The sequence below is a fragment of the Alkalihalobacillus deserti genome, from assembly GCF_020734105.1.
In the GTDB taxonomy this organism is placed as follows: domain Bacteria; phylum Bacillota; class Bacilli; order Bacillales; family Bacillaceae_D; genus Halalkalibacter; species Halalkalibacter deserti.
Genome location: NZ_JAJAFR010000034.1, coordinates 1 through 17,346, shown reverse-complemented (window position 1 = coordinate 17,346; position 17,346 = coordinate 1). Strand labels below are relative to the sequence as shown.

The following is a 17,346-nucleotide window of genomic DNA, read 5'->3' as shown; positions in this document are numbered from 1 at the left end:
CCCTCGATTCCCTGCATAACAAATGGAGAAAGGAAAAAGGTTTCACCATTCGTTATGCAGGGTGAAAGAGTAGGGAGTTTAGGTGGTTAAGAAAAACTAAGGCCTCCCCCGGAGTTCTGTACCTTGATTAGTGGTTTGAGTAGGGGATGAAAATTGGTGTGAGCCTCAATTACCATTCGTTATGCAGGGTGAAAGAGTAGGGAGTTTAGGTGGTTAAGAAAAACTAAGGCCTCCCCCGGAGTTCTGTACCTTGATTAGTGGTTTGAGTAGGGGATGAAAATTGGTGTGAGCCTCAATTATGTCTGGGGGAGGCCAAGTTTTTCTAAAAAAAGCGGATGATGTTTCCTTATGATGGTAAAATAAGTATAGAATTTATGTTTGTTGGCATAGAGTAAAATTGAGAGGTAAAGTAGGTGTTCGTTTGTCTGAAGCAGATGTTCGTTATCGGAAAGTTAGATTTGCAGCTTGGGTTGGGATTATTGGAAATATTATTTTGGCAATTTTTAAAGCCATTATTGGGATTATGTCAAACAGTCGGGCTTTAATGGCGGATGCTGTTCACTCCGCGTCTGATGTAGTAGGTTCTGTTGTTGTACTTATTGGGGTTCGGGCTGCTAAATTACCTCCAGATCGTGATCATCCTTATGGACATGGGAAAGCAGAATCTGTTGCAGCGATTATTGTGTCTGTATTGTTGTTTATTGTGGGTTTTGAAATTGCCTTAGGGGCATTTCAGTCTTTTTTTGAACCCGTTGAGGTACCAAAGAGTATGGCGATCTATGCTGTTATTTTCTCAATTGTTGTAAAGGAATTAATGTTTCGCTATAAGTATAATTTGGGTAAAAAGTATAAGAGTGAAGCTTTAATGACGGATGCTTGGCACCATCGTTCGGATGTTTTTTCTTCGTTTGCAGCGTTAATTGGTATAGGAGCTGCCTTACTTGGAGGGTATTTAAATATTTCTTGGCTCGTATACGGAGACTCATTAGCTAGTGCCTTTGTCGCCATTTTAATTGGAAAAATGGCTTGGTCTTTAGGGAAACAATCGATTCACAATGCATTGGACCACGTTATGCATGAAGAGGATACCGTTGACATGGTTAAAGCTGCTAATGGTGTAGAAGGCGTTCTTAACATCGATGAATTTTTTGCAAGAGAGCATGGGCATTATGTGATAATTGATATTAAAGTCGCTGTTGATCCTTCGATATCCGTTAAAGAAGGGCATGCAATTGGTAAGCAAGTTAAAAAGCGGTTATTAGAGGAGAAAAACGTCCATGATGTGCTAGTGCATATTAATCCGTATAAAAAACTAGAATCTTAGAGAGGAGATGGATAATGAGGGGACAATGGGGTTTAATTATTGGGTTAATTTTTGCCATACTTATTGCGGTCTTTGCCGTTATCAATGTTGATGCGGTAAGGGTGAATTATTTATTTGGTAATGCAGAATGGCCATTAATTCTTGTTATTTTAGGGTCTGTTTTAATGGGGGCTATTGTGGCAGGAACAGTGGGAATGCTTAGAATGTACGAATTGCAAGCAGAAATTAAGCGTTTGAAAAAGCAGAGTGTAGAAACGAAAGAATCAAAAGAGATTGAGCATAATCAAGCTAAAGATGGTACGGTGGATAAGGAGAATGTATAAAAGGAAGCGCATTAAGAATTGAAAGTTGAATGCGCTCCAGACGATACAATCTTGTTTAAACCCTGCTCAGGTAAAGCCTTAAAAGCTTGCATTGATCCCACCCATTGATTGGTCGTTGTAACCCCTTGAATGCTCCTGTATAATGGGAGATTCAAGGGGTGTTTTTGATGTTAAAATCTAAAGCAAGATGGAAAATTAAAGAACAAGCATCCAGTCAAGTCGATCTATTAGTAAATGAATTGAATATTGCACCACTAGTTGCTAAGCTTCTTATTAATCGTGGCTATGATACTGTGGAGACGGCAAGAAGATTCTTATATAAAGATGAAATGGTCTATCATGACCCGTTTTTATTAGATGATATGGAACGAACGGTAAAGAGGATCCAAGCAGCAGTTGAACGAAATGAAAAAATACTTATTTTTGGAGATTATGATGCTGATGGTGTTAGTAGTACGGCAGTCATGTATTGTGCTTTAAAATCGATTGGAGCAGTTGTAGATTTCTATATACCTAATCGATTTACGGAAGGATACGGACCGAATGAGCCAGCAATAAGAAAAGCGAAGGACCAAGGTTATGGTTTGATCGTTACCGTTGATACGGGAATTGCTGCTGTTCATGTTGCTAATGTCGCAAAGGAAATTAATCTTGATTTCATTGTCACGGATCACCATGAGGCGCCGCCGGTATTACCAGATGCTTATGCAATTATAAATCCGAAAAAACCAGGTTGTTCTTATCCTTTTAAAGGATTAGCAGGAGTTGGTGTTGCTTTTAAAGTAGCGCATGCGCTGCTAGGAAGAGTCCCAACGGAATGGTTAGATATTGCCGTTATTGGTACGGTTGCCGATTTGGTCCCACTTGTTGATGAAAATCGGTTACTCGTTATGGAAGGGCTACATGCTCTTCAATCAACTGAGAAACCTGGATTAATCGCTTTAAAGAAAAAGTGTGGGATAACGTCTCAAGTCGTTCAGGCGGATCATGTTGGTTTTGGAATTGGCCCAAGAATAAATGCAGCAGGACGGCTTGAATCGGCTGATCCTGCTGTTGCTTTGCTCTTATCTGAATCACATGACGAAGCAGAACACTTAGCTTCTGAGATTGATGATTTAAACAAAGAAAGAAAAGCTGTTGTGAGTGAAATCACCGAAGCGGCTATTCAAGTCGTTGAAAGTCAGTTTCCACCTAGTGAGCATGAGGTATTAGTGATCGCTGGGGAGGGGTGGAATGCAGGGGTCATTGGGATTGTGGCATCTCGTCTTGTGGAACGGTACTATCGACCAACGATCGTTTTAAGCATCGATTCGGGATCAGGACTTGCAAAAGGTTCAGCAAGAAGCATTGAAGGTTTTGATATGTTTGCTGAGTTATCAAAGAGTCGTGATATTCTTCCTCATTTTGGCGGTCATCCGATGGCAGCCGGTTTGACAATGAATGCAAGTGACTTGGAAGAATTAAGAACAAGACTTTGCCGACAAGCGAGAGAAGTGTTAACACCAGATGACTTTAAACCAGTTACATCCATTGATTTAGTTGCAAGTGTAGACGATTGTTCTGTAAATGTCATTAAGCAACTAGAACTACTCGCACCTTTTGGGGTTTCAAATCCAACTCCTAAAGTATTGATCGAAGATGTTCATTTGGAGCAAATGAGAAAAATTGGAAGTGAGTCTAATCATTTAAAAGTAGGTTTCACTCAAAATGGAACGAGTTTAGATGGAATTGGTTTTCATCTTGGTTATTTAAGTGAGGAAATTACAGCGCAAGCGAAAGTTTCAGCTGTAGGGACCTTATCCATTAATGAGTGGAATGGTCATGTAAAGCCTCAATTGATGATTGAAGATGTGGCTGTTTCGGAATGGCAATTATTCGACTGGCGTAGTATCCAAAGGAACAGGTTGATCGAAAGGCTCTCGACAATACCAGTAGAAGACAGAGTCTTACTAGCTTTTAGAGAAGATACAAAGAATAAATTAGAACTTCATAAGTTTGATATCACTCACATGTATCGGGATACTGATGATCATGACCTCGCAAATAAAGTAGTTGTGTTATTAGATATACCAGAAGAACGAGAGCAACTTAGGAAACTCTTTTCTGCTTATGAGGCACCAAATCGGATCTATGTGATTTTCCATCATGATGAGGATTCATTTTTCACAACAAATCCAAATCGTGAACAATTCAAATGGTTCTATGCTTTTCTTCTCAAACGGAAATCCTTTAATATAAAGAGGCACAGTGAAGAGTTAGCGAAATACAAAGGTTGGTCGCGTCATACGATTGATTTTATGTCAAATGTGTTTTGTGAGCTTGGTTTTGTTACAATAGACGATGGAATCTTAAACGTAGCTAAGAGTCCAGAAAAAAAGAGCTTAGATGAATCGATTACGTATCGCCAAAAACAAGAGCAGGCTTATATTGAAAATGATTTTGTATACTCTTCTTATATGGATTTAAAGCAATGGTTCCAACAGGTAGTAAAAGAAAAATTAGTAGATGAAAAGTCGATCAAGGAGACGGTGTAAAAATGGATTTCAAAAAATATATTCAAATTGTTGAAAACTATCCAAAAGAAGGAATTCGCTTCAAAGACATTACAACGTTAATGCAAGATGGACCTGCCTACAAAGCAGCGATTGATGAAATGGCCGCATATGCCAAAGATAAAAATGTTGATCTTGTTGTTGGGCCTGAAGCACGAGGATTTGTAGTAGGTTGTCCGATTGCTTATACTCTAGAAGCTGGTTTTGTTCCTGTAAGAAAAGCAGGCAAACTGCCGCGCGAAGTTATCTCTGTAGACTATGGTCTAGAATATGGGAAAGATAGTCTAACGATTCATAAAGATGCCATTCAAAAAGGACAGCGCGTATTAATTGCTGATGACTTGCTAGCTACTGGTGGAACTATTGAAGCTACCGTTAAGATGGTAGAAGAGCTTGGTGGAGAAGTAGTTGGAATAGCATTTATGATCGAACTAGGTTATTTAGATGGACGAGCTCGATTGAATCAGTATGATATGTTCTCTTTAATGACTTATAACTAATGGTCATAAAAGGGTGACTCAGGAGACTTAGCTCTATATTAGGATCATGTAAAGAGATCTTTTTAGGGCCTTAACATGTCGATAGAGTCACCCTCTTTTAGTATTAACATTACTTTTTTAATGATTTCCCTTTACATAGGTCTGAAACTTAACCATAATATAAAGAAATATTGAATCGTAAATAGGTGATTCCATGACGATAGATCAAGTGTTAGAAAAGGCTAGTCAGTACTTAAATGCAGAAGACGTTGCTTTTTTAAGAAAGGCTTATGTATTTGCGGAACAATCTCATGAAGGGCAGTACCGTAAATCAGGCGAACCATACATTTTACACCCAATACAAGTAGCAGGGATTATAGTAGGGTTAGAGCTTGACCCAAACACAGTAGCTGCTGCATTCTTACATGATGTAGTTGAAGACACAGACGTAACCGTTGAGGAACTTGAGCAGGAATTCAATGACCAAGTTGCTATGCTAGTGGACGGGGTAACAAAGTTAAAGAAGTTCAAGTATAAGTCGAAGGAAGAACAACAAGCTGAAAACCATCGGAAAATGCTCATTGCTATGGCCAAGGATATTCGTGTCATTTTAATTAAATTAGCGGACCGTTTACATAATATGCGGACGCTAAAGTTCATGCCGCCTGAAAAGCAGCGTGTAACTTCAAATGAAACGTTAGAAATTTTTGCGCCACTTGCGCACAGATTAGGGATATCAACAATTAAATGGGAGCTAGAGGATACGGCATTACGTTATCTAGATCCGCAACAATATTACAGAATTGTTAATTTAATGAAAAAGAAACGAGCTGAAAGAGAGAAATACTTATCTGAGGTTATGGAAACGATTAACGAAAATCTGTTGGAAGTACAGGTAGAGGCAGAATTATCGGGGCGTCCAAAACATATTTATAGCATTTATCGGAAAATGATTATGCAAAACAAACAGTTTAATGAGATATATGATCTATTAGCTGTGCGGATTATGGTTAATAACATAAAGGATTGTTATGCGGTCCTCGGTGTCATTCACACGTGCTGGAAACCGATGCCGGGTCGTTTCAAAGATTATATCGCAATGCCCAAAGCAAATATGTATCAATCTCTTCATACAACCGTTGTAGGTCCTTTTGGTGACCCTCTTGAGGTGCAAATTCGGACAGAGGAAATGCACCGAATTGCCGAATATGGGGTGGCGGCCCATTGGGCTTATAAAGAAGGTAAGCAAGTTTCTCAAAATAAAAATACGTTTGAGGACAAGCTTAGTTGGTTTAGGGATGTAATTGAATCTCAGACGGAAACGAACGATGCTCAAGAATTCATGGAATCATTGAAGATGGACTTGTTTTCGGATATGGTGTTTGTTTTCTCTCCTAAAGGAGATGTAATTGAATTACCTGCAGGTTCTGTTCCGTTAGATTTTGCTTATCGTATTCATAGTGAAATCGGAAATCGCTGTATCGGTGCGAAAGTAAACGGGAAAATGGTTACTCTTGATTATCGATTAAATACCGGAGATATTGTTGAAGTTTTAACGTCTAAACATTCATATGGACCAAGTCAAGACTGGTTAAAGCTCACCAAGTCTTCACATGCTAAAAATAAAATTAGACAGTGGTTTAAAAAGGAACGAAGAGAAGAAAACGTCGAAAAAGGAAAAGAACTCGTTGAAAAAGAAATTCGTTCCCTTGATTTTGAACCGAAGGATGTTTTAACATCTGAGAATATCGCTGAAGTAGCGAATAAATTTAGTTTTACCGGTGAAGAAGATATGTTTGCAGCTGCAGGTTATGGCGGCATCAGTGTGAAACAGATTGTGAATCGGATGACAGAAAAACTAAGAAAGCAACAAGACCAAGAACAAGAAGAAAAATCTTTGCAAGCTGCTCTTTCCGATGTGCAAACATATAGGCCAAAGAAAAAAGTAAATTCAGGAGTGACGGTTAAAGGTGTTGATAATTTACTGATTCGTTTATCGCGTTGCTGTACGCCTGTGCCTGGTGATGAAATTATCGGTTATATTACAAAAGGGCGTGGCGTTTCCATTCACCGCTCTGATTGTGCGAATGTTCAAAATGAAGAGGCACAAGGAAGGCTATTAGAAGTAGAGTGGGAAGGCGATATTCAACAAACTAAATCTTATAATGTTGATATAGAAATTTCTGCCTTTGATCGTAATGGTTTACTAAATGAAGTGTTACACGCAATTACTGAATCAAGAACGGTAATTAATGCGGTTTCTGGACGTTCAGACCATAAGCAAAAAGTAGCAATGATTCATCTGACCATTTCGATTCATAATATAGACCATTTACACAAAGTAGTGGATAAAATAAAACAACTAAAAGATATATATTCAGTTCGAAGAGTGATGCATTAGAGGTGAGGAAATGAGAGTCGTCTTACAAAGGTCGAAAAGATCTTCTGTAACGGTTGACAACGAGATTGTTGGTCAAATTGAATTTGGTTTAACATTGCTAGTTGGTGTGACACATGAAGATACTTTAGAAGATGTCAACTATGTTGCTGAGAAGATTGTGAATTTGCGTATTTTTGAAGATGAGAATGGGAAAATGAACCATTCTCTCGTAGATGTCAAAGGTGAGATTTTATCGATTTCCCAATTCACTCTTTATGGAGATAGTAAAAAGGGAAGACGCCCTAATTTTATGGCTGCTGCAAAACCTGAGTTAGCAGAAGATTTATATAATCAATTTAATGGGGCGTTACGCTCCAAAGATATTAAGGTTCAAACAGGGGTATTTGGGGCTATGATGGACGTCTCAATCTCAAATGATGGACCAGTTACATTGATTATTGATAGCAAATAAACTTCAGTTGTGTATTTCTTATTAGTGCGGGTTAAATAAAATTCTTCTATCATGTAATTTTTTCTCTTAACTTGGTCAAAATAAGAGAAAAGATACGGAAGGATTGAAACATATGCGCTCTAGTATACGTCAACAAATGCATCATAATAGCTTACAACCACTTTTTAATATGGATTATCATAATTTTGTTGAAAGAGAAAATCAGAATACGAACATCGAGTTAGCTTCAGAGTTTGGGCTGTCATTAAGAGATGTTAAATTGTTAAAGAACAAACTTAATCGAAATTAACCTATTGACAGTTGACTTGAACATTCGTATGATTATAAACAACTAATTATAAAACAAAGACAATTCCGACGAAGAGGCATAGTAGTTAAGGTAGCAGATAGAAAGAGAGGAGAGGTCATGGCTGAGAGCCCTCCATATTTGTCTTAATGAATGAACACCTATGAGGAGTTTTTCTGAACGTCATTTGGCTAATAGGAAAAAACGTACACAGGCGTTAACTGTACAAAGTGGAAGCATATTTGCTTCAATTTAGGGTGGCACCACGGGTTTAACTCTCGTCCCTGATGATTTTCATCAGCGACGGGAGTTTTTTTGATTTTATAAAAAGGTCGATTTTTACCTTTTTATATAAAATCAAAGCAATGAGCGCAGCGTGTGGAGCCATTGCCAGGTTTAACTCTGCTCTGTCAAAAATTATTATCAAGGCTTTCTAACTCTAAAAGAGAGCGAGCCTACACCACGAGCAAAACATTTTATTCGTATAAAGTCTGGAGGAACAAAGATGAGCATTCAAATCCCGCGTGGAACGCAGGATATATTACCAGGTGAAATCGAGTTATGGCAGTATATTGAGGAAAAGGCTAAAGACGTTTGTCGCAGGTTTAATTATCAAGAAATAAGAACGCCTATCTTTGAACACACAGATCTATTTCAAAGAGGCGTTGGAGACACGACAGATATCGTTCAAAGAGAAATGTATACGTTTGAAGACAGAGGAAAAAGAAGCATCACATTACGTCCTGAAGGGACCGCTGGAGTTGCTAGATCATATGTTGAGAAAAAAATGTATGGACAGGCTAATCAACCAACGAAACTTTATTACAATGGACCGATGTTCAGATATGAACGCCCACAATCAGGGCGGATGCGTCAATTTGTCCAATTTGGAGTAGAAGCCATTGGAAGTTCTGATCCAGCCATTGATGCAGAGGTTCTGGCATTAGCAATGAGTATTTACGAGGAATTAGGATTAAAAGAAGTGAAATTAGTATTGAACAGTCTTGGTGATAAAGAGAGTAGAGATTCTCACCGACAAGCACTGATTGATCACTTTAAACCTAGTATAAGCGAATTCTGTGAAGATTGTCAGAATCGTCTAGAAAAAAATCCATTAAGAATTCTCGATTGCAAAAAGGATCGTGATCACCCGTTAATGTCAACTGCTCCTTCCATTCTTGATTATCTGAATGAAGAATCAAAGACTTATTTTGAAAAAGTAAGAGCACATCTTGATCAAATAGGAATTTCCTATGTCGTTGATCCAACTCTTGTACGTGGTCTTGATTATTATTACCATACAGCCTTTGAAATTATGGCGGAAGGAGAAGGATTTGGTGCGATAACGACACTTTGTGGTGGTGGAAGATATACAGGTTTAGTTGAAGACTTAGGTGGACCTTCGTCACCAGGAATCGGGTTTGCTTTCAGTATTGAGCGTTTAATAATGGCATTAAAAGCGAAGAATCAAGTGATTCCTTCAGCCCCTAAACTAGATTGTTATGTTGTTTCGTTAGGTGATGAAGCAAAAGATAAAACCGTTGAACTTGTCTATCAGCTTAGAAAAGCGGGAATTAGTGCTGATAAGGATTACCTAGATAAAAAGATGAAAGCACAATTTAAAGCGGCTGATCGTCTAGATGCCCGTTATACAGCGATCCTTGGTGACAATGAGTTAACGCAGGGGAAAATCAATGTAAAAGATATGGAAACAGGCGACCAAGTTGAAGTTGAACTTGACGCATTTATCGATTATTTAAAAGAGAAAACCGTGGGAGGTAAGTAAGATGATTGGAAGAACACATCATTGTGGAATGCTTCGTGAAAAACAAGTCGGTGAAAAGGTAGAATTAAAAGGATGGGTACAAAGACGTCGTGATTTAGGACAGGTGGTCTTTTTAGATTTACGTGACCGTTCTGGGATCGTTCAAGTCGTATTTAGTCCTGAAGTTAATCAGGAAGCTCTTACAATAGCAGAACGAGTTCGTAATGAATATGTGATTGAAGTTGAGGGAGAAGTGGTTTCACGTGATCCTAAAACGGTTAATAATAAGATCTCAACTGGTTCAATTGAAATTCATGCAACTAAAATTAGCATTTTAAATGCATCTAAGCCTCTGCCGTTTCAAATTGAAGCTAACACGGATGCATCAGAAGATGTTCGTTTAAAATATCGCTATTTAGATCTTCGTCGTCCGGATATGCAAGAAATATTTAAATTACGTCATCAAACAACTAAATTAATTCGTAATTTCTTAGATGAAGAAGCGTTTATGGAAATTGAAACGCCTATGCTTACGAAGAGTACACCTGAGGGCGCACGTGACTACTTAGTACCAAGTCGTGTACATCAGGGTGAGTTTTACGCATTACCGCAATCACCTCAGCTTTTTAAGCAATTATTGATGGTGTCAGGTTTTGAGCGTTATTATCAAATTGTTCGTTGTTTCCGCGATGAAGATCTGCGTGCCGACCGTCAACCTGAATTTACACAAGTCGATATAGAGACTTCTTTCATGGACAAAGAAGATTTACTTTCGATGACAGAAGACCTGATGGCTAAAATTATGAAAGAAACAAAAGGAATTGATATTTCATTGCCATTACCTCGTCTTACTTATGATGACGCGATGAATCGTTTTGGTTCAGATAAGCCAGATCTTCGTTTTGGGATGGAGTTAATTGAACTTTCTGACGTCGTCAAGAATTCAGAGTTTAAAGTATTCCAAAGTGCATTAGCGAGCGGAGGAACAGTTAAAGGTCTAAATCTTAAAGGTGGAGCTAATAAGCTTTCACGTAAAGAAATTGATGGTTTAACTGACTTTGTCAAACAGTATGGAGCAAAAGGATTAGCTTGGTTAAAAGTAGAAGAAGAAGGCTTAAAAGGACCAATAGCAAAATTCTTTGAAGGGGAAGTAGCTTCTTCATTACAAGCTGCTCTTCAGGCAGAAGTTGGAGATTTATTATTCTTTGGAGCCGATAAAAAGCAAGTCGTTTTTGATAGCTTGGGCGCATTAAGATTAAGATTTGGAAAGCAATTTGATCTAATTGATCAAAATCAATTCAATTTCTTATGGGTTGTCGATTTCCCACTTGTTGAATATGTTGAAGAAGCTAAGCGTTATGTGGCTTTGCATCATCCGTTTACAAGTCCGAAAAAAGAAGACCTAGAGTTACTTGCAACCGACCCAGGAAGTGTTCGTGCAGACGCTTACGACCTTGTATTAAATGGCTATGAACTTGGTGGGGGATCTCAACGTATTTACCAACGTAATATCCAAGAGCAAATGTTTAAAGCATTAGGTTTCTCTGAAGAAGAAGCACGAGCGCAATTTGGTTTCTTGCTCGAGGCGTTTGAATATGGTACGCCACCACACGGAGGAATTGCATTAGGGTTAGATCGCTTAGTGATGCTTTTAGCAGGACGTACAAACTTACGAGATACGATTGCGTTTCCAAAAACAGCAAGCGCGAGTGATTTATTAACGAATGCGCCAAGTGAAGTGAGTGTCGAGCAACTAATCGATTTAAACTTATCGATCATTGGAAATAAATCAGAAAAAGTGAATGCCTAGTTAATCATAATAACTTCTAATTTACAATCACGATAATTAAAAAAGAAAACCTTTCCTATAAGGAAAGGTTTTCTTTGGTAGTATCTAGATGCGAAGGTACCCGGCGAACAGCAAAAAGTAGAATGTTGAAAGCTACAAGAGTAGGGAAAACAAGAGGCTAGAAATAGGGTTAATTGATTATGAAAAAATTGATAGTAGGTTATAGGAACGTCTAACAGTTTTACATAAATATTTGTAAGTATTTATCTTATTGTTTAAGGACGTGCTTTGTATAAACGAATTAAAACAATGCATTCAGCGCAGTTCGGGACGCTCTGATTTCAACTTTTGGTAGGTACTTACTAAAGGATATGCGTCTTCTTTAATATAGTAGGTGCGAACGCCTCGGTTTGTATGCAAGTATAGAAAACCCATTGCACCTTGTTCAGGTTTTTTTCGATAGGATATATCAAAAATAGAGGTCAAGGGGTACACATCTTCTTTAACGACTAATTGATCATCAAACAGTTTTATATCAAATGTGGTTTCGACAATACGCTTTTCAGTCCAACCGATTTCTTGATGAACTTCTACACAGGTTTGTGATGCTAGGAGATTCATGCAAGGCACTTCCTCTCATATTTCGTTTTTGTTATAGTATATAACTGTAACATAGGATTTGAATAATTAAAAACACATCTAATGCTGAATTTTCTGACTAATGTATTGACGAAGGAAGTATACTTTGATACACTGTACCTAAGAAAGTAAGATTCCTAAGGTGTACGTATACATTTACGTTTTGAGCCAACAGTATTGGAACGGGAGCTTGAGTTGAAAGTGTTATTACAAGCCTTCATTGTATGGAAGTAAAACCATTTTCACAGAGCACCCATCTGCTTAGGAGCAGGTTCAAAAACCATAAGTAAAACGGCACTTCTGGGTTTCTTACTAATACATAACAATCAACGAACAACTTCTTGGATAAGAGGTTGTTTTTGTCGTTTCTAGGCCTGTAGCTCTTAGACTTTTGCAAAACCCTATGGTATAGTCAATTCCGTAAACAAGTTTGGAAGGAGTAAGATTAATGTTGCATCAATTTTCCCGAAATGAATTAGCCATAGGGCAAGATGGATTAACGCTCTTAAAAAATAGTACAGTAGCCGTTCTTGGAATAGGAGGAGTAGGATCTTTTTCAGCGGAGGCTTTAGCGCGTTCAGGAGTTGGTCGCTTAGTCCTTGTTGATAAAGATGATGTCGATATTACGAATGTGAACAGACAAATTCATGCGTTATTATCAACAGTGGGTAGGCAAAAAGTCGAGTTAATGAAAGAACGTATTCATGACATTAACCCAGAATGCGAAGTTATTGCTTTAAAGATGTTTTATACGGAAGAAACCTATGAACAATTTTTTAGTTATGGGTTAGATTATGTGGTTGATGCTAGTGATACGATTATTTATAAGATTCATTTAATGAAACAATGCTTAGAAAGAAAGATTCCAATTATCTCAAGTATGGGTGCTGCCAATAAAATGGACCCCACACGTTTTAAAATTGCTGACATATCAAAGACTAGTTACGACCCTATTGCAAAAGTCATTCGGACAAGACTACGTAAAGACGGCATACATAAGGGTATTGAAGTTGTTTTTTCAGATGAGCAACCTATTAAAATTCGTGAGGAAATTCGAAAGAAGATTGTCTCTGAAGCAGCAGAAGCCGGAAATATTCGTAAAGCGAAAATGCCTCCTTCCTCAAATGCATTTGTTCCGTCAGTAGCGGGGTTAATTATGGGTGGACATGTTATTACGAGGCTTTTGAAAGATATTGAAATCAATCGGTAAATTAAGGAATTAACGTAAGTAAGACTGCAGGTTGGATGAGGAAATGCAAATAAGTAATACATAAAAAGACTAAATCTGTAATTTGGATTTAGTTTTTTTATTTTGTACGTTGCTGGTTAATCTCATTTAAATCATTACATCTGTAAATGATCTTTTAGGTAAGGCTTGAAACAAGTAAGCGGTAAGCTTAGAGGTTTATCGTTCTTCTCCCTTTTGCTATGTTTATGTGCCCTCTTTTAAAAGTGTTTTCATTTTTTAGATGCCAATAAAAAATTTCACATGCAAACAATAAAGGTAATCATCTTTATATTGTAATCGTGATTACATGATGTTATATTGTTAATAACAAATAGTTATCGTTTCTTATAAAACAAGTAATAACTAAACTCGTTAAAGGTGGTGTGTGCGATTTGAAGTATTTGAAAACTGGATAATGAATTGATTGATAGTTACATAGGGCGGAAAGAAGCGTTTCTTTTTTCTTAATAATAATTTCTCGTTAAGTAAGTATAGGTTATACCAAATTAAATTCAATGTTGAAAATGAAAACAGTCAGCAATAGATTACAAAATTTGGTAATGGTTCAATTTCAAATGAGTTGAAAGTGAAGTTTGAGGATACAGTGGGAAAAGTGAATCTAAGCTTTGCTAGGCCCAAGTAGTTTAAAGTCAAATTGAGCAAGGGGCACAGTTTCAGTCAGATAGGGAATTTTACAATGCAATTATAATTGGAAAAGGTGGAGAGAAGATGAAGAAATGGTTAGTTACATTAGGCCTTTTATATGCACTTAGTGCTTGTGGTCCAGCAGATGAGACTAATGAAGAAGTCCAATTACCAACAGTAGATGAGGGAACTGAGGATATATCAGCTATAGAACAAGATGATAGCGAGTTTAAGATTGCTGTTATTCCTTCGCAATCAATGGGGGAAATGCAAACAGGTCTTGACAATCTTGAAACGCACTTAACAGAGCGTCTTGGTCGTGATGTAGTGGTGGAACAGTATCCGAATTATAACGCGGTTGTTGAAGCAATTAATTACAATCATATTGATCTGGCGTTTTTAGGGCCATTAACCTATGTAATTGCCCATGAGCAAAGTGGTGCACAAGCCATAATAACTCAAGAAGTTGATGGAAGCCCTTATTACTATTCGTATATTATTACTCATTCGGATCGTGAGTGGGAAGGTCTAGACGATATGCTTGAAGACAGAGCAGATGTTGACTTTGCATTTGCAAGTATCTCCTCTACTTCAGGTCATTTAATTCCTGGTCTTCACTTACGTCAACATGGCTACTATAACAGCGAGGATGATCATGAATTTAATCAGATGCAATTTGCTGGTTCACATGATATTGTAACATCACTTGTTCAAGACCACACTGTGGATGCAGGTGCTGTTGATAGTGCAATTTTAGAAGCATTGATGAAAGAAGACGATGCGAATGGAGGAACCCTTCGTGAAGATGTAAAAATCCTTTGGCAGTCAGAGCAGCTTTATCAATATCCTTGGGTTGTACCGGCTGATACTAATGATACGTTGATCACTCAACTTCAACAGGCTTATGTTGAAATTGAAGATGAAGAAATCCTTCGCATTTTTGGCGGTGCAACTCGGTTTGTTAAAGCGGATGATAGTCAATACGCGGATGTGTTAGAAGCAGCTCGCAAATTCGATATGCTGACATTAGAATAGGAGCTTACTTGTTATGGTTTGGTTTGGTAGGCGCTACATCGTTTATATTCTGCTCGTCCTAGTTGCACTGTGGTGGAGTATGGATATAACTGATTTTCAATGGAGAAAGCTCACGCAAATCAAAAATATTATTAACATGGTGACCACTCGTTTCTTCCCAATTGAGTGGTCCCTTATTCCGAGAATGGCGTATCACAGTCTTGTAACTCTAACGATGGCGTTTTTAGGAACGTTTCTTGCGATGGTTGTTGCCTTACCTCTTAGTTTTTTAGCAGCGAAAAATACAAGTGGCTCTGCAGTGATCTATGGATCTGTACGAGGAGGATTAAGTGCTCTTCGTTCCATTCCAGAAATTGTGTTTGGATTGATTTTTGTATCGGCGTTTGGACTAGGTCCGTTTGCAGCCGTTTTAGCTATTATCCTTCATAACATTGGAGTTTTAGGAAAGCTTATTTCTGAGTTGATTGAAGCAGCGGAAAATGGTCCTCAGGAAACAATGCGATCGGTTGGGGCAACGAAGTGGGTTGGTCATTTATTTTCAATTTTGCCGCAAATTTGGCCCAATGTCCTATCGCAATATTTCTATCGGTTTGAGGTTGCGATACGAACATCACTTATTTTAGGTTTTATTGGTGGTGGAGGGATTGGTCAGCAACTCTTTAACCATTTTCAAAGCTTTTATTATACCGCAGTGTCGCTTGATATTGTCCTGATCATGGTCCTCGTTATCGTCGTTGATTTTATTGGTGGAAGGATCCGTGCAAGGGTTATATAGGAAGGAAAAAACAGATATGCTGACAATCCAAAATTTAGTTGTTCGGTATCCGAAAACAGAAGAAAATGCGATAGACCATGTGAACCTTACTTTGGAAAAAGGTGAATTTGTTTGTGTGTTAGGGAAAAGTGGTGCGGGGAAATCAACATTTATTCGTTCCATTAACCGTCTTGAGCGCCCGACATCAGGTCAGATTAATTGGGAGGCGACAGACTTAACAAAACTGTCTGAAGCAAAAATGAGACGAATTCGTTCTAACATGGTAATGATTTTTCAGCATTTTAACTTGATTCCACGAATGACCGTTTTTCAAAATACGTTAACAGGTGCATTTGGAAAAAGAACACCTTATAAGAATTTACTTGGTATCTTCTCTGAACAGGAAAAGAAACGTGTTTATCATGCTCTTGAAGAAGTAGGACTAGAGAAACATGCTCATAAACGAGTAGAAGCTCTAAGTGGAGGACAAAAGCAAAGGGTAGGGATTGCTAGAGCATTGCTTCAAGATCCGAAACTACTATTGGGCGATGAGCCAGTTGCAAGCTTAGATCCATCGACTTCTAGAAGGGTTTTTGAACTACTGAAACGAATACACACTGAACGAGAATTACTAACCATTATTAATGTTCATGACGTCCATTTAGCAAAAGAGTTTGCAACGAGAATTATTGCTTTTCGTGACGGGAAATTAATTTTTAATGGGAAGCCGGAAGAAGTAGATGATCGTAGGTTTGCTGAGATTTATCAATGAAATATGGAAGTATAATAGATTATATTAAAAGACCTTTTCGGAATTTTCTAGGTATGTACATATTATAATAAAGAGAACCATCTTAAAAAGAGGTAGTGTCAATAAGTTTGTGTAAATCATTAAATAGGGTACTTCCTCAAATCTTAAGGGAGGGAGTTTCTGGTATGACCCCCTCGGGGGTCATACCAGAAAAAATTTCCACACCCCTATTCACGTTCGCTTCCGTATCGCTCTTTGAACATCTCCTGCAAAGTAGAATAGGCATTACTAAAGCCTCTCAACTTTCTTTCTGCCCAGCGTTGATTATAGTCCATCGATTGAAGATAAACGATTTTTTCAGCCGCTTTTTCAGTGGGGAGACTGTTCATGGTTTTGGTGCGTTTCTTGATCTCCTTGATTGTTCGCTCGATGATATTTGTCGTGTAAATCATCGGTTGAATAGAGGAGGGATAGGATAAAAAGGTCAGAAGAACTTCTAGGTCCTGTTCCCAGCTTTTAACGACTTTTGGATATTTTTTTTGCCATGTTCCCTTGAAAGCACGGAACTTTTCCTTGGCTTCGTCTTGACTATTGGCTTTGTAAATGGGTTTGAGATCTTCAGCTACAGCGGACTGATCCTTCTTTCTGACGGCATTGAGAGCATTACAAACCTTATGAACAACACAGCGCTGGACATCCGATTTTGGATAAACGGCTTTCATGGCTTCCTCAAGACCTGGAAGCCCATCGAAAACACCTAGAAGAACTTCTTCAAGCCCGCGGTTATAAAGGTCGTTAAGAATCGTTTTCCAACCAAGGGCGCTTTCCTGTCCACCAACATAGAAACCCAAAATTTCTCTGAAGCCATCTTCCGTGACGCCGACAACGAGATAGACTACTTCATTAGCCACATCATCTCGACGA

Annotated in this window: 14 protein-coding genes, 1 other RNA gene and 1 other annotated feature; of the genes, 13 read left to right on the top strand and 2 right to left on the bottom strand. The window is 38.2% G+C overall.

All coding sequences use genetic code 11. The features are described from left to right. The first annotated feature begins 421 nt into the window (after positions 1-421). From LDX58_RS24340 to aspS, 8 genes are all read left to right on the top strand, one after another. A complete protein-coding gene (locus tag LDX58_RS24340) occupies positions 422-1,324 on the top strand; it encodes a cation diffusion facilitator family transporter (RefSeq protein ID WP_227940179.1) in 903 nt (300 codons plus the stop codon). A gap of 14 nt (positions 1,325-1,338) precedes the next feature. Then, positions 1,339-1,647, top strand: coding sequence for a LapA family protein (locus tag LDX58_RS24335; protein WP_227940178.1), 309 nt, complete (start codon positions 1,339-1,341; stop codon positions 1,645-1,647). Positions 1,648-1,814: 167 nt separating this feature from the next. Then, positions 1,815-4,181 (top strand): single-stranded-DNA-specific exonuclease RecJ, encoded by a 2,367-nt coding sequence (gene recJ / locus LDX58_RS24330; RefSeq protein WP_227940176.1) that lies wholly within the window; start codon positions 1,815-1,817, stop codon positions 4,179-4,181. 2 nt (positions 4,182-4,183) lie between these two features. After that, positions 4,184-4,699, top strand: coding sequence for an adenine phosphoribosyltransferase (locus LDX58_RS24325; protein ID WP_227940174.1), 516 nt, complete (start codon positions 4,184-4,186; stop codon positions 4,697-4,699). 193 nt (positions 4,700-4,892) lie between these two features. Then, positions 4,893-7,079 carry a RelA/SpoT family protein gene (locus LDX58_RS24320; protein WP_227940172.1) on the top strand — a complete coding sequence of 729 codons (2,187 nt, stop codon included), beginning with the start codon at positions 4,893-4,895 and terminating at the stop codon, positions 7,077-7,079. Between the two features lie 10 nt (positions 7,080-7,089). Further along, entirely contained in the window at positions 7,090-7,530 is a 441-nt protein-coding gene (dtd, locus tag LDX58_RS24315) for a D-aminoacyl-tRNA deacylase (protein ID WP_227940170.1), read from the top strand. Between the two features lie 348 nt (positions 7,531-7,878). Then, positions 7,879-8,105, top strand: a binding site (T-box leader). A 216-nt stretch (positions 8,106-8,321) separates the two neighbouring features. After that, positions 8,322-9,602 carry a histidine--tRNA ligase gene (hisS, locus tag LDX58_RS24310; RefSeq protein WP_227940168.1) on the top strand — a complete coding sequence of 427 codons (1,281 nt, stop codon included), beginning with the start codon at positions 8,322-8,324 and terminating at the stop codon, positions 9,600-9,602. Position 9,603: 1 nt separating this feature from the next. Then, complete coding sequence (aspS, locus tag LDX58_RS24305) at positions 9,604-11,391, top strand: aspartate--tRNA ligase (RefSeq protein WP_227940166.1); 1,788 nt, start codon at positions 9,604-9,606, stop codon at positions 11,389-11,391. Positions 11,392-11,685: 294 nt separating this feature from the next. Here aspS and LDX58_RS24300 read toward each other — a convergent pair whose 3' ends face one another. After that, positions 11,686-11,991, bottom strand: a complete 306-nt coding sequence (locus LDX58_RS24300; RefSeq protein ID WP_227940164.1) for a hypothetical protein — start codon at positions 11,989-11,991, stop codon at positions 11,686-11,688. Positions 11,992-12,140: 149 nt separating this feature from the next. Between LDX58_RS24300 and ssrS the strand changes: the two genes are divergently transcribed. From ssrS to phnC, 5 genes are all read left to right on the top strand, one after another. After that, a non-coding RNA gene (gene ssrS, locus LDX58_RS24295) (6S RNA) lies at positions 12,141-12,320 on the top strand. Between the two features lie 137 nt (positions 12,321-12,457). Further along, positions 12,458-13,219 carry a tRNA threonylcarbamoyladenosine dehydratase gene (locus tag LDX58_RS24290; RefSeq protein WP_227940162.1) on the top strand — a complete coding sequence of 254 codons (762 nt, stop codon included), beginning with the start codon at positions 12,458-12,460 and terminating at the stop codon, positions 13,217-13,219. A gap of 747 nt (positions 13,220-13,966) precedes the next feature. Continuing rightward, positions 13,967-14,917 carry a phosphate/phosphite/phosphonate ABC transporter substrate-binding protein gene (gene phnD, locus LDX58_RS24285; protein WP_227940161.1) on the top strand — a complete coding sequence of 317 codons (951 nt, stop codon included), beginning with the start codon at positions 13,967-13,969 and terminating at the stop codon, positions 14,915-14,917. Positions 14,918-14,930: 13 nt separating this feature from the next. Next, positions 14,931-15,692 (top strand): phosphonate ABC transporter, permease protein PhnE, encoded by a 762-nt coding sequence (gene phnE / locus LDX58_RS24280; protein ID WP_227940160.1) that lies wholly within the window; start codon positions 14,931-14,933, stop codon positions 15,690-15,692. Continuing rightward, on the top strand, positions 15,676-16,443 hold the full coding sequence (phnC, locus tag LDX58_RS24275) for a phosphonate ABC transporter ATP-binding protein (RefSeq protein WP_308017611.1): 768 nt from the start codon (positions 15,676-15,678) through the stop codon (positions 16,441-16,443). Before phnE ends, phnC begins: the two co-directional genes overlap by 17 nt. Before the next feature lie 206 nt (positions 16,444-16,649). On the opposite strand, the gene LDX58_RS24270 is transcribed toward phnC, so the two are convergent. Continuing rightward, positions 16,650-17,346, bottom strand: a 697-nt coding sequence (locus LDX58_RS24270; RefSeq protein WP_227940159.1) for an IS256 family transposase, incomplete at its 5' end; no start/stop codon positions are given.